Origin of the sequence: Laceyella putida (assembly GCF_042665195.1) — a bacterium.
Taxonomy (GTDB): domain Bacteria; phylum Bacillota; class Bacilli; order Thermoactinomycetales; family Thermoactinomycetaceae; genus Laceyella; species Laceyella putida.
The window spans coordinates 1-13,504 of sequence record NZ_JBHTBW010000061.1; the positions used below are offsets into that span (position 1 = coordinate 1).

Annotated in this window: 14 protein-coding genes; 3 read left to right on the forward strand and 11 right to left on the reverse strand. The window is 48.9% G+C overall.

The window, feature by feature from the left end; translation table 11 throughout:
* Positions 1-175 precede the first annotated feature (175 nt).
* Genes ACFQNG_RS16815 through ACFQNG_RS16825 form a run of 3 tightly spaced genes read right to left on the reverse strand, consistent with a single transcriptional unit; the run spans position 176 to position 3,806 of the window.
* Complete coding sequence (locus ACFQNG_RS16815; protein WP_379866821.1) at positions 176-1,441, reverse strand: PTS ascorbate transporter subunit IIC; 1,266 nt, start codon at positions 1,439-1,441, stop codon at positions 176-178.
* 32 nt (positions 1,442-1,473) lie between these two features.
* Complete coding sequence (locus ACFQNG_RS16820; protein WP_379866822.1) at positions 1,474-1,740, reverse strand: PTS sugar transporter subunit IIB; 267 nt, start codon at positions 1,738-1,740, stop codon at positions 1,474-1,476.
* A complete protein-coding gene (locus tag ACFQNG_RS16825; RefSeq protein ID WP_379866824.1) occupies positions 1,737-3,806 on the reverse strand; it encodes a BglG family transcription antiterminator in 2,070 nt (689 codons plus the stop codon). The genes ACFQNG_RS16820 and ACFQNG_RS16825 overlap by 4 nt, the downstream gene beginning before the upstream one ends.
* A 403-nt stretch (positions 3,807-4,209) precedes the next feature.
* On the opposite strand from ACFQNG_RS16825, the gene aceB reads away from it, so the two are divergent.
* Together aceB and aceA are read left to right on the forward strand one after the other, a co-directional pair.
* The gene (aceB, locus tag ACFQNG_RS16830) at positions 4,210-5,799 is read left to right on the forward strand and encodes a malate synthase A (RefSeq protein ID WP_379866826.1); all 1,590 of its coding nucleotides are present in this window, start codon (positions 4,210-4,212) and stop codon (positions 5,797-5,799) included.
* Positions 5,800-5,824: 25 nt separating this feature from the next.
* Positions 5,825-7,105 carry an isocitrate lyase gene (gene aceA, locus ACFQNG_RS16835; RefSeq protein ID WP_379866828.1) on the forward strand — a complete coding sequence of 427 codons (1,281 nt, stop codon included), beginning with the start codon at positions 5,825-5,827 and terminating at the stop codon, positions 7,103-7,105.
* A 67-nt stretch (positions 7,106-7,172) separates the two neighbouring features.
* On the opposite strand, the gene ACFQNG_RS16840 is transcribed toward aceA, so the two are convergent.
* The 4 genes from ACFQNG_RS16840 to lepB all read right to left on the reverse strand — a co-directional run bounded on the left by ACFQNG_RS16840 (position 7,173) and on the right by lepB (position 9,839).
* Positions 7,173-8,105, reverse strand: a complete 933-nt coding sequence (locus tag ACFQNG_RS16840; protein WP_379866830.1) for a S66 peptidase family protein — start codon at positions 8,103-8,105, stop codon at positions 7,173-7,175.
* 226 nt (positions 8,106-8,331) lie between these two features.
* Positions 8,332-9,150, reverse strand: coding sequence for an ABC transporter ATP-binding protein (locus tag ACFQNG_RS16845; RefSeq protein ID WP_379866832.1), 819 nt, complete (start codon positions 9,148-9,150; stop codon positions 8,332-8,334).
* Positions 9,151-9,174: 24 nt separating this feature from the next.
* Positions 9,175-9,321, reverse strand: coding sequence for a hypothetical protein (locus ACFQNG_RS16850; RefSeq protein ID WP_379866834.1), 147 nt, complete (start codon positions 9,319-9,321; stop codon positions 9,175-9,177).
* Between the two features lie 59 nt (positions 9,322-9,380).
* Positions 9,381-9,839 carry a signal peptidase I gene (gene lepB, locus ACFQNG_RS16855; RefSeq protein WP_379866837.1) on the reverse strand — a complete coding sequence of 153 codons (459 nt, stop codon included), beginning with the start codon at positions 9,837-9,839 and terminating at the stop codon, positions 9,381-9,383.
* A 320-nt stretch (positions 9,840-10,159) separates the two neighbouring features.
* Between lepB and ACFQNG_RS16860 the strand changes: the two genes are divergently transcribed.
* Positions 10,160-10,345 (forward strand): hypothetical protein, encoded by a 186-nt coding sequence (locus ACFQNG_RS16860; protein ID WP_379866838.1) that lies wholly within the window; start codon positions 10,160-10,162, stop codon positions 10,343-10,345.
* Positions 10,346-10,698: 353 nt separating this feature from the next.
* Here the strand turns inward: ACFQNG_RS16860 and ACFQNG_RS16865 are convergent, their stop codons facing one another.
* The 4 genes from ACFQNG_RS16865 to ACFQNG_RS16880 form a co-directional block, all read right to left on the reverse strand.
* Entirely contained in the window at positions 10,699-11,076 is a 378-nt protein-coding gene (locus ACFQNG_RS16865) for an ArsR/SmtB family transcription factor (protein ID WP_379866840.1), read from the reverse strand.
* 2 nt (positions 11,077-11,078) lie between these two features.
* Positions 11,079-11,513, reverse strand: coding sequence for an SRPBCC family protein (locus tag ACFQNG_RS16870; RefSeq protein ID WP_379866884.1), 435 nt, complete (start codon positions 11,511-11,513; stop codon positions 11,079-11,081).
* Between the two features lie 213 nt (positions 11,514-11,726).
* Complete coding sequence (locus ACFQNG_RS16875; RefSeq protein WP_379866841.1) at positions 11,727-12,044, reverse strand: luciferase domain-containing protein; 318 nt, start codon at positions 12,042-12,044, stop codon at positions 11,727-11,729.
* Positions 12,045-12,902: 858 nt separating this feature from the next.
* Positions 12,903-13,424 (reverse strand): hypothetical protein, encoded by a 522-nt coding sequence (locus tag ACFQNG_RS16880; RefSeq protein ID WP_379866843.1) that lies wholly within the window; start codon positions 13,422-13,424, stop codon positions 12,903-12,905.
* Positions 13,425-13,504: the final 80 nt, after the last annotated feature.

The following is a 13,504-nucleotide window of genomic DNA, read 5'->3' on the forward strand; positions in this document are numbered from 1 at the left end:
TGAGCCGTTTTGGTTCCAGAAACTGTAGAATAATCATTTTTAAGTAATCTTTCTGCATCAGTCTCTTGATGGAGTCGTTTGTTGTAGAAAAGCTACCCCAAACGGGTAGCTTCGAATTCGACAAAAACATGGGCGCATGAGCGCCAATTTTTTGGCGCAATCCCTGCACGCGGGCTTAAAACCATTGCAACAAGTAGCTGAGAATAAGCCCCACCACGCCAAAGTCGGCGTCACCGAATGTCGTGCCTTCGAATCCCAACGATCCCAATGCCGGAAGAAGCAACGCCGGCAAAAAACTGATGATCAATCCATTGGCGAACGAACCGAAAAACGCGCCGCGACTACCGCCAGTCGCATTCCCGAACACGCCCGCAGTGGCTCCCGTGAAAAAGTGGGGCACAAGTCCGGGCACGATCACTTTCAAACCGATCATCGGAAGAAGAAACATGCTGGTCAACCCGGCCAAAAAGCTGGACAAGAACCCAATGATCACGGCATTCGGAGAAAACGGGAACACGGTCGGGCAATCAAGCGCCGGTTTGGCTTGGGGTACGATCTTTTCGGCGATTCCCTTGAACGCCGGCACAATTTCCGCGATGAGCATGCGCACTCCGTTTAACACCACGTAGACGCCGGCCGCAAACGTGATGGCTTGAATGATGGAATAAACCAGATAGTTTTGGCCACCGGACAATTTCGCCTGAATATAGGCCGGTCCGGCAAAGCAAGCCACGATGACGAACAGGATGGCCATGGTCAAGGAAACGGCTACGGAGGTGTCACGGAGAAAACTTAATTGTTTCGGGACTTTGATTGTTTCCGTGGACTTCTCCTTGTTTCCCAACCATTTGCCCACCCATCCCGAAACGAAATAGCCGATCGAACCGAAGTGTCCGACCGCAAACTGGTCGGAACCCGTGATCTGGCGGACAAACGGTTGCAATATCGCGGGGGACAGGACCATGAGCGCCCCCAAAATGATTGACCCGGTCAAGACCAACGTCACTCCACCCAACCCGTTGGTCGTTAAAATCACCGCAATGAGACAAGCCATGAACAACGTGTGGTGCCCCGTCAAAAAGATGTATTTCAATGGCGTGAAACGCGCCAAAATCAAGTTTACCACCATGCCGAACACCATGATCAAGGCCGTCGCCGCGCCGAATTTGTTTTGCGCAACGGCGACAATCGCTTCATTGTTGGGAATCACCCCATTGATGGCAAACGCCTGGTTGAACATTTTCCCGAACACATCGAGCGACCGCACGATGATCTCCGCTCCGGCGCTGACGAGAATGAACCCCAACACCGTTTTCAAGGTACCGGACACAATCTCCCCAATCCCCTTCTTCTGCAACAAAAGGCCGATCAGGGCAAAAATCCCAATCAAGATCGCAGGGGTCCCTAAAATATCATTCATCATGATTTGCAAGATGCGCATTGGCTTCCCTACTTTCCCCAGATACTGTTAGGTTATTGCAAATGCTGAGATAACTTGGTTTTGATTTCTTCCAGATCCATGATGTTTTCCAAGCCGACGATCTTCCGCACGCCGTTATCCAGTTGGTCGATGATATCATTGGCCCCCAGATAAAGATCCGCGCTTTCAGTGAGGGCTGTCGTCAAGTCAGTGTGTTCCACTTCGGCTTCCTTGTTCAACTCTTTCAGGGCTTTTTTCACATTTAGCTCCATGATGAAACTGCTCCCCAACCCATTTCCACAAACGACCAGGATTTTCATGCTTCCATTTCTCCTTTCGAATACTTTTCCATCAAGTCCAACACGTTTTCCTTCGTTTCCGCGTCGATGAGGGATTGGATTTCCTCGGGCCGCGCCAGTAATTCGGACAATTGGGCCAGCGCCCGCAAATGGGATTCGTTGTCCGAGGCGGCAAGCACAAACAAGAGTCGTACGGGTTTGTTTTGCGGAAAGGAAACTTCTTCTTCCAACTGCAGAAAGCTCATCGATAATTGGTTGACTCCTTGTTCGGGGCGCGCGTGGGGGATCGCCACCTTAGGCGTGATCACCACATAAGGCCCTAACTCATGAATCGAGGCAATCATTGCCTCCGCATAATCCGGTTCGACAGAACCGTTGTCCACCAACGGTTTAGTTGCCAACCGAATCGCCTCTTCCCAATTTCTCACCTTTTTCCGCAATTGGACGGTATCACGCGTGATCAGTTCATTTAACACGGGTTTTTCATCCTCTTTTCTAACTGGAAGGGGCGATTGAAGGGACTTCAAAAATCCCGATAACGCTTGAGTAAGCCCTTTACGGTCATGAATATCCGCATATTGTTCGATCACCTGCAACAAAAATGGCACATTGGCCGCATGATCGGCGATGCCGTACAGTTCTTTCGACACATCGTAACGCAGGCGCGCTTTCTCCTCATGGGACAAAATCGGTTTCACCACGAACAGCTTTCTGTCTGTCCTCAGGAAGACCGTGGAGAAAACCAATTCATGGGTCATGGGATAAGAAGAAAATTCCCGAACCGTCAATGCATCCAAAAACAAAATGTCCGGAAACAGTTCACGCAACGTCCGTATGAGCAGATGGGAGACGGCAATCCCCTTTGGGCAAACGACAACGGCTTTCGGACGTTGGGCAAGCTCCACCCCTTGGCGCCGCAAACAAGCGCCAAAATGGATGGTCAAATAAGCCGTTTCTTCTTCCGGAATGTCGACGCCCACCCGCCGGGCAAAGGGGGAGACGCATTTTTTGACGAGATGGTGCAGTTCCGGATGTTCCCGCAAAATGGTGGCGGCAAGGGGATTTTTCAATTCCAGCCCATACTTGATCCGGTAATAAGCCGGGACTAAGTGCATGGCCAACATATCGGTCAAGAGTTCCTTTTCGGCGAGGTTGACACAGGCCACCTTTTCAAACCGATCGACCATCGATAAGGCCACCTCCCGCATCATTCCTCCTTTTTCCGGGGTGGACACGTTGGTGGCGAGAAGCAACAGGGCCAAGTAAGCCTGTTCGCGGCGACGGTGTTCCGGAGTCAAGCCTTCCCCCAACTCATCCAACACCGTTTCGCTCGCCCCATACTCGGGCGTATGGACGATTTCACGCAAATCGTCTTCCTTCATGCCGATCCACTTTGCCTGTTTGATCCGTTGTCCGATCAGGAGGCACTCGTAGGTGAGTTGCACCAAGCGTTCATCCGTGTAACGGACCCCCAGTTGCCGTTCGACGGCTTCCAACCGACGGTACAACGAATCGAACGGAATGGTTTGCATTTGCTGTATCGCTTCCCTTAACACCATCTCCCCATTTTCTTGCTCCAAGGCGGAAAAGACCAACCGATGCAACAGGCAACGGAGATTCCATTCTTTTCCCACCAAATGATAGCCGTTGTCCCGTGAATATTTGAGCCGTACGCCATATTCGCCGGCAAGCGCGTTAGCCTCTTTCAAATCGGCCAATGCCGTATTGCGGCTTACCTGAAGCAAGCTGCAGGCGTGGACGAGCGACCAATATTCTGTCACGCCAAGAAGGGACATGAGAATCAAGCGGACCCTTTCCTCCGCCGACCAGACATATTGCTGTTTGCCCTTGGCCAAAGGAAGGTGTGCCAACTTCTCCCTGATGCCGGGCGGGCAAGTGAATCCCGCTTGGCGTTGGTATTTCACCGTCCCCAAGTGTTGGCTGGCCAACCACGCGTTGATTTTCTCCAGGTCGTAATTGATTTGCCTGCGCGACAGGAGGAGTCGTTGTTCCAATTGCCTCATCGTGCTATGCGGTTGGGAAATGATTTCTTTCAGCAAACTCAAGCTTCTCTCATCCAGTTGCATCGAATATCCCCTCTTGCCTTCATTATAGTGAGATTCTCTTCTGTTCGGAAAACGTTTTCACTGCAAATGTTGTAAATGATATTGTACAACATTGGGATGAATCTGCGGTGAAATTCAGAATCAGATGAACAAAAACCGCTTGAGGCAGTGACGGGAACTCCAAACAAAAATCCCCTTTTTTCAGGGACCCCGTCGCGGGCAGCCAGACCGCGGATGGACTGACCGCCGGCTTCAACCCTTGCGAACACTTCCATAAGTCATCGCCGATAAATCATTTCTTAATTAAATGAAAAAATATATATTCAGAAAAATAGTAATTGTACTATAACAGAAGCTGTGTTAGTATAGAAAGCGAAAAGGAAATCTGTTATATAACATATTCAAATAAAGGAGGAGATGCCGTTTGTTGCGAAATATCTCATGCCCGCCCAACGTGGAAATCAAGGGTCCCATCACGGATGCTTATGCAGAAGTACTCACCGTTCCAGCCCTGCAATTTATCGCTGATCTCACACGGCGCTTTCGCCACCATCGCGAACAACTGTTGCATAACAGAAAAGAGCGATTGGTAAAGCTGGCCAAAGAACTCCCCAATTTCTTGTCTGATACACAGTCCATCCGGGAAGGGGACTGGTCGATCGCACCCCTGCCCCAAGATTTGCTGGATCGACGGGTGGAAATAACCGGGCCGGCCGGTGACCGCAAAATGGTTATCAATGCGCTCAACTCCGGTGCCCAGGGATTTATGGCTGACTTTGAAGATGCCAACTCACCTACTTGGCACAATACCATTCAAGGGCAAATCAATCTCCGAGACGCGATCCGCGGGACGCTCACCTATATGAGCCCACAAGGAAAGTGGTACAAAGTCAAATCGGATCCCGCCGTTCTCCATGTCCGGCCCCGCGGTTGGCATCTGGATGAAAAACACATATTGGTCGACGGAAAACCCGTTCCCGCCAGCCTGTTTGACTTCGGGCTGTATTTCTACCATAACGCGAAGGCTTTGGTGGCCCAAGGCACGGGTCCCTACTTTTACCTTCCCAAACTGGAAAGCCATCTAGAAGCGCGCCTATGGAATGAGGTATTCCTATATGCCCAAGAAGTTAAAGGCTTGAAACCTGGCACAATCAAAGCGACGGTATTGATCGAAACGATTTTGGCCGCCTTTGAGATGGAAGAGATTTTATATGAGTTAAAGGATCACTCGGCCGGGTTAAACTGCGGTCGCTGGGATTACATCTTCAGTTACATGAAACACTTGCAAAACCATCGTGCGATTCTGTTGCCTGACCGTTCGCTCGTCACGATGACGACACCATTCATGAAAGCCTACACCCAGTTGGCGATTCAAACATGCCATAAACGCAAGGCGCCCTGCATCGGGGGAATGGCCGCCCATATTCCGAGCAGGCAAAACCCCGAAGCCACTGAACGGGCATTCGCCTTGGTTCAGGCAGATAAGGAAAGAGAAGCCAAAGCAGGCCATGATGGCACTTGGGTGGCTCATCCCGGTCTGGTCCAGATTGCCCGTGATGTATTTGACCGACTGATGCCACAAGCAAACCAAATTGACCGACCATTAGAGGAAGTGACTATCACCCAAGCCGATTTATTGCGCGTCCCAACGGGTCCGATCACAGAGGACGGATTACGTACCAACATCCGCGTCGGCATCCACTATATGGCCGCCTGGTTAAATGGTTCCGGAGCCGTTGCCATTGATAACCTGATGGAGGATGCAGCCACTGCTGAGATCTCTCGTGCGCAAGTCTGGCAATGGTTACGTCATCCAGAGGCCCAATTGGAAGATGGCCGTCCCATTACCAAGGAGTTATACCAACAACTACTTCAAGAAGAAGCGGCTCGTCTACACCAAAAGCTGGGATCATCCCACCGCTTGGATGTGGCGATTCCCCTCTTTTCCGAATTGGTGTTAAGTGATGAATTTGTTGAGTTTCTCACCCTGCCTGGCTATGCGCTGTTAGATTAAAACAACCTCCGAAAGGATGACAAACATGATTAAACAACATGAAATTGCCGCTTTGGAACAAGATTGGAACACAAACCCCCGTTGGCAAGGAATCAAGCGCCCTTATTCCGCAGCGGATGTGCTTAAACTGCGCGGATCGCTCATGATTGAATATACGCTCGCATCGCGCGGAGCGAAGCGGTTGTGGGAATTGTTGCATACGGAGCCTCATATCAAAGCCTTGGGCGCGCTCACTGGCAACCAAGCGATGCAACAAGTGAAAGCCGGCTTAAAAGCCATCTACTTAAGCGGTTGGCAAGTGGCCGCTGACGCCAACCTGGCTGGCCAGATGTACCCCGATCAAAGCTTATACCCGGCCAACAGTGTCCCGCATGTGGTCAAACGGATCAATCAAGCATTGCAACGGGCTGACCAGATCGAATGGGCCGAAGGCAAAGCGGAACGGGATTGGTTTGTACCGATCGTTGCCGATGCGGAAGCGGGTTTCGGTGGTCCGCTTAACGTATTTGAATTGATGAAGGGCATGATCGAAGCGGGGGCCTCCGGCGTTCATTTTGAAGACCAACTGGCTTCGGAAAAGAAATGCGGTCATTTGGGTGGCAAAGTGCTGATTCCAACATCGCACGCGGTCCGCAATCTCATCTCTGCCCGTCTCGCCGCTGACGTCATGGGGGTGCCGACGATCCTTATCGCCCGCACCGATGCCAATGCCGCCCAATTGATAACCAGTGACATCGATCCCGCGGATCAGCCTTTCCTTACAGGTGAGCGGACTCCCGAAGGCTTTTACCGGATCAACAACGGGTTGGATACTGCCATCGCCCGCGGTCTGGCCTACGCGCCTTATGCCGACCTCATCTGGTGCGAAACGTCAGAACCCAATCTTGATGAAGCGCGCCGCTTTGCCGAAGCGATTCACGCGCAATACCCCGGTAAATTGCTTGCGTACAACTGCTCCCCCTCCTTCAACTGGAAAAAGAAATTGGATGACCGCACGATCGCCCAGTTCCAAGATGAACTCGGCAAGATGGGTTACAAGTTTCAATTCATTACGCTGGCCGGCTTCCATTCACTCAATTACGGTATGTTCCGGTTAGCCAAAGAGTACGCTGCCGAAGGGATGACCGCTTATTCCAAGCTTCAGCAAGACGAGTTCGCCCTTGAACCGGCAGGTTACACCGCAACCCGTCACCAACGCGAAGTGGGCACGGGTTACTTCGACCAAGTCTCACTCGTCATCACTGGTGGCACCTCCTCCACCACCGCCTTGAAGGATTCAACAGAACACGAGCAATTCACATCCTGATCCACGCAAAAGCCCCACCCGTCTGACTGGTCATATCAGTCGGGTGGGCTTCATATGTGCGTTCTTTTCACACAACACTGCCTTCCAACAATTCCAACGTCCCCTGATTTGCATTCATCCTTACGCGAATCCCTTGCGGCAAGGTCAAATTCGGTTTGGTATGTCCCGCTTTAAAGCCAAAGTATGCCGGGATGCCCAGCGGCTGGATGACTCCTTCCAATACTTCGCGCAGTGTTAAGCTTCTGTCCGGATTGGCCGGTTCACAATCGTGGAAGTCGGTAAAGACAATCCCCTCAGCCCGCTCCAATTTCCCCGCTAACCGCAACTGGGTCAACATCCGATCAATGCGATAAGGTTCTTCCCCTATCTCTTCGACAAACAAAATCTTGCCGGTCGTATCAAGTTCATATGGCGTCCCTAACGAAAACACAAGGAGACAAAGATTCCCCCCGATGAGTGTACCCGTCGCCGTCCCCGGCGTGAGCGGATAACGAAACATCTCCTCAGCATCCGGATAAAACCCGAGCGGGGTGGGATCGGTCAGATGACGGAACAGCATGGACCAAGCGTACTCTTCTTCCTCTGTCACACGGGCCAATTCTCCCACCATCGGACCATGAAATGTAACCAGTCCCGCCTGTTTCTGTATCGCCAAGTGCAATGCCGTTATATCGCTATATCCCACAAAAATCTTGGGATGATGCCTGATCAGCGCAAAATCGATCCGATCCAATATGCGTGGCGAGCCGTAGCCTCCCCGCATGCAAATAATCGCCCGCACCTCCGGATCGGCAAACATGTCATTCACATCACGTGCCCTCACTTCATCCGTTCCCGACAGATATCCCTTGTCTTCATAGACGGATGGCCCCACTTTCATCCGATATCCAAATTGCCGAAACATTTGCAAGGCCCTTTCCCGCTCTTGTTCAGGCATGGGACTGGCGGGGGCAATGACCCCGATCGTGTCCCCCGGTTTCAGAGCTGGCGGCTTCTTCATCCACAGTTCCCCCTCTTATGGGTGTGACTTCACCTTCTTAAGAAAAGACTACTAAACAAAATCATCCAGTAGTCCAGATACCTTTCATATTACTTGAAATTTTCCCGGCGTGATATGTTGCGCAAAAGCTTCCGGCATTCCTTCGATCTTAAATGGCTTCCCTCCGCTTGTCAGAAACGTCCCTTTTCAATAAAGCAGGCCCCACTTTATCCTTTAGCAGAAACAATTATCGCTTCTCACCCATGCCATTGCCGGTCGCGAACGGTTCCAGTGACATGTGATCAAGCCAGTAGCGTCCTTGGCGTCTGCTCACTTCCAGCGGCACGCCGAAGAAACGGCTGAGCCCGGAGGAGGTCAATACCTCGGATGTCTGACCTTGTGTGTGCACGCACCCTTGTTTTAAGAGCAACGTCTTAGAAAAACAGGGCATCACTTCTTCTATATAATGAGTGACATAAATCAATGTGGGCGCATCAGGTTGGGTGGCGATCCCCTCAATCATCCGCAGCACTTGCTCCCTTGCAAGCAAATCCAAGCCGACACAGGGCTCATCCAATATTAATAATGCAGGATCAGCCATTAACGCGCGGGCAATCAACACTCTCTGGCGCTCACCTTGCGAAAGCGTATCGTATTTCCGTTGAATCAGATTTCCACAGCCGAACATCTCCAGCAAAGATCTCGCTTTCTCCCACTCCGCCGGTGTCGGCTGATCATACAGGCCAATCGAAGCATATTTGCCGCTGAGCACAATCCGCTCAGCCGTTTCATGCCCATGCAGCTGTTGCAGCAATGATGAACTGACCCAGCCAATCTCCTTGCGCAACGCGCGCACATCTGTCTCACCAAAAAGTCTGCCCAACACCCGAACACTTCCCGACGTCGGCCAAATGTACCCATTGACCAGCCGCAACAGCGTCGTTTTCCCCGATCCATTCAGCCCCACCAGACACCAATGCTCCCCCGCTTTAACCCGCCAAGACACATCTTGCAAAATCCATTGTTCTTCCCGCTTCCACGATACATGACTTAACTCGATCACCATGGTTTGCCTTCCTTTCTCTATGGTTCATTTTAATGAAGTTAGCTGTTTTCCGCATGAATCCTGCTTTTCAGCCCGGAGGGGATTAGGATCAGGTGTGGAATTCGCTCCAAAACACAGCCATAGGCCAATTCGCCATTTTTTAAATATTTTAAATAAAATTTCGTCTGCCATCTGCAAATCCCTCTCGCCATGAAAGCAAGCGGCCCCCCCTACAAAGGGGAAGGCTCGACTCACTTGACAAACAATAGTTTTCCGATGATTTTCTCCACCGGGATCGGACCCAATTTGCGGCTATCATATCCATTGACACGATTATCGCTAAGGACAAACACATGTCCCGGCGGAATGCGAACCGGTTCTTCATCCACAATCTCCTCTTGATCCTGAACCAGATAGGGTTCATCCAAACGCTTCCCGTTCACATAGACCCGGCTATCACGTATCGCCACTTCTTCGCCGGGAAGAGCGATCACGCGCCGAAACCAAGTATATTCGCTTTCCTGATCATCGAACAAAATAATCTGCCCCCGCTTTGGCAAAGCGGAACCCTTCCACAACAAGTAGGTCTTCCCTTTTGTAAGCTGGGGCATCCCGTCACCACCCGCGATCTGAATCAAGCCAAATTTACGAATGAGTCGCGATAGCCCAAGAGGAGTGAAAACGAGCAGAATGAGTAGGACATATATCACAGCAACTCCACCTCTCAATTATGTAATAAGCATTATTTTATATGAAATTCACATATATAAGAAAGAAAATTTATTGAATGCTGTTTATTCGATATGATTTTGATATTCATTGTAACTAACTTTCATAGCAGCTGACCCACCTACGATGAAAGCCACAGCCTCCCGCCCGGCTTCTTCACTTGACTCACACCGGTTCCCCCCTTCTTCTATAACATTCACACAATTAAAGAATATGAGGCAAGCGTACAGTCACCTTATAGATGAAATCCATATATTATCGTGTACCAACTGAATCAAACCAAAAAAGGAGGGTTTCTATCATGTCTAAACGTTTGTCTCCTAGACGCCGCGCCATTAGAAATCTGGAGGATGCCATCAGGGAACTACAAAGAGCCATTCGGGATTTGGAAGACCGCAAATTTGAAAACGCAGAAAACAACATCGCTGATGCGCTTAAGAATTTAGGTCGGGCATTGAGAAATATCAACAGGGCTGAGAAACATTAATCAGCTCCACCACCTATCTTAATGGCAAGGTAGCCGAGTTGCCGACTTCGCCCTTTTACCTGGCGAGTCGGCCAGTTTTACATATGGGCCGCAAACAAACAACCGGGGGAAGCTCATCTTCATCCCATGTTCTGTGAAATGGTGCTATCATTTTATATCAAAATAGTATGATTAAGAATCCCAACATAAATAACCCATTTGAAGCAGACAGGTGGAAAAGCATTCAATACAAAATCCTCATGTAAAAACCTAGCTGCTGTACCATTGCACAGAGCTAGGTTTATCAACATGCCCAGATGGTGCCACCTGGTTTTTCCGCGTGGGCTTATCAAACTCATCGCCTTCAGTGACCACTATTCCGTCGATTTCCGCTCGTCGCGTTCCGGCACCACGAGACTGAGAGCGTTTATCTCCTCATTCTCCACGAAATTTTTAAGCATAGCGATCTTGTTGTCCCAGAACCGTTCGTAAAAGGATAGCCACTGCTTCAGTTCGAGCAGCGGCTCAGGTTGGAGCCTGTACCGCTTCTCCCGCCCCACTTTCTGCTCCCTGACAAGTCCAGCCTCCGACAGAATGCGCAGATGTTTGGAAACGGCCGTGCGGCTCATGGGAAAGTGCCTGCTTATTACGGTAACGGGCATCTCCTTATCGGCAAGCAGTCTTAGCAGCTTACGGCGGGTGGGATCGGCGATTGCCTGAAAGACGTCATGCTTTTGCAAGGCTGCCCCCATGTTTAAGCCCCCACATATTTGCCGAGTCTCGGTATAACCGCCGCTTCCCAGCCATGGTCCATTTTGTTGCGAACCACCGAATGTTTTTCTCCCGTACCCGCAATGATTTCTTCCGGTTCACCCCAACCGGAATGAATGAGCGTGAACTGCGTTTTGTCTTCCAGTTCCTTTAATTCGAATGTAACCAGCCATCCCTCTTCGCCCCAGGCAAAGGCAAGGCGGTGAGGGGGATCCAGTTCCGTCACTTTGCAACGCGAGGGGCCGTAAGGTGAGTGCAAAGTGAATTCATGCTCCAGTTTGGGCTGAAAATCATTTGGCATAAACCATGCGGCGATGCCTTCTGAAGTGGAAACAGCCTCCCAAACTTTTTGAATCGGTGCGTTAAATATGGTTGTGTGACGGATATCCGGTAGCGTCCCTTGCTTATTTCCTTTCATTTTTTTCATGCCTCCATCCCAAGTTAACACGTAACCATTTGGTTTCGTTTTTTATTATATGAAACCATTCGGTTTCATGTCAATCATTCTTTTTCATTAAGCTGTCCATTCCATTCACTTTCATTCCCGATCCAAGTCCCGAAAAACTATGCTTGCATCCACATTATCAGCCGATTCGCACACACCATGGATGCTCACGTGAGAAACGATTCATCATTTATTATCTGATTTTCCATTCATCCTGTCATATTGCATTTTAAATAACTTACATAGATTCGGAACGTCTTGTGGCCCTTTTATCCAATAACTCACCCAACCCGAGTTGGGTAAGACATGATGCGGCTCTGCCAATCCTTCTTCAATAATTTGATCCCTGATTGATTTTGGGAAAGGAAAATCAGCCAATTGCTCTCCATGTACATGGCCCAACTCTTTCTTCTTAAAGCGGAATTCAACGCCTCCAAATCTGTGAGGATGTTCGGTGACGCCATCCCAACTGAGGAGTTCCTTTCTTAATAATTCCAAAACCATTTCTCTCGCCTCCTTGAAGTGAAGATATATGATTTTCCCCACCGATCCATTAATAAACTTTCTAAATGAAATTATTTTTAAATATTTATTATGGATTATCCTTGGCCCTATTGATAAAGTATGATCTTACAATCATTCGCTTTCGCTTGTTGCATCGTTTGAGCTTGTTCTATCCCGCCCCGTTGCAGCAAATTCTTTTTATCTGGTAATGATTCCATATCGCGTATTCCCTTAATATGGCCTACAATATAAATAGCCTTGTTAAGAGGCTGTTCACGCAACCATGGGGGGTGCTTATGTGCCCTCTTTTTTATTTAATAGCTTTTGGATATGATAAGGCTTCTGTAATCGGTCCAGCGAAGCCGTCCCATAACTTGAAATGCCTTTTTTGTCCCATAGATCCAGTTTGTTGATATTCGTTCCCCAAACTTTATCTCATCATAACTGGACGGTGTATGACTTCAACAATTTTTAAGGTATGGATCAATATCGTTGTCTTCTACATATTTTCTTAAAAAAGGAGAGAATAAACAGCGTTGACGATCCAACCTGGCCCCAAATCTGCCAGGGAGGTCCGTTTAACGCCGTTTGAATTTCATCATCAAATTTGCTTTTCTTCGCCGCGGCCTTGATTACATCCATATAATCAAAGCGCATCACTTTCCAGCCAAGTTTTTTTCATATACGCATCACGCCGACGATCATACTCTTGCCGTTTCTGATGATATTTGCGGCCATCAATCGTTGAATGGCGTATAAGACGGAAGGGAAACAAAAATGGTTGCATCCAATGGGCTTTTGTCTTGTGACTCCAGATTATCGCGGTATACGCCGCCCTCTTCTAACGATTTCAAATTATCAATTTATTATTTCTATGAATTCACTGGAATGGCTACGAATGTAGATCCCGATCCGTTCTATAGTTTTCGGGGTATTTTCTTGATACCGTTCGTAGAAAGTTTTAAAGGTTGAAAACAGTTCCGGATCACTTTCAAGATCACGAGAGGAAACATCGAAGTTTTCTAAGCCTCTTGGATGATTTCTTTTTGAGAGAAACGCATCTATATCTTCAAAGAGCTTCAATGCGTCTTGATCCTCTAAATGAATAAGTCCTTTTTTCAAGGCTGCCCATCTTCCTTGGGCCATAAAATAGGCACTCCACCAGTAGAGGTCTTCCAGAGATTTATGGACATGATCATAGTATATTCGAAACATGAATAATGCTTGTTGTCCGACCGTCAAGTCATGGTAAAACTGAATGACGTCCCCACCAAACATACGTGTTTCCTTATACGTTTGAATCATTGGATCGAAACACGCCGAGCCGAGAGAAAAGTCGTCCAATTCATCAAACTTGCTACGGTTAATTTTCACTAGCAATCGCAAACATCTCCTTTTATTCGAACTTATGGTAAAAATGCTTTCTCTCTATGATTTTCACAGATTAAATTGAAAAGTCA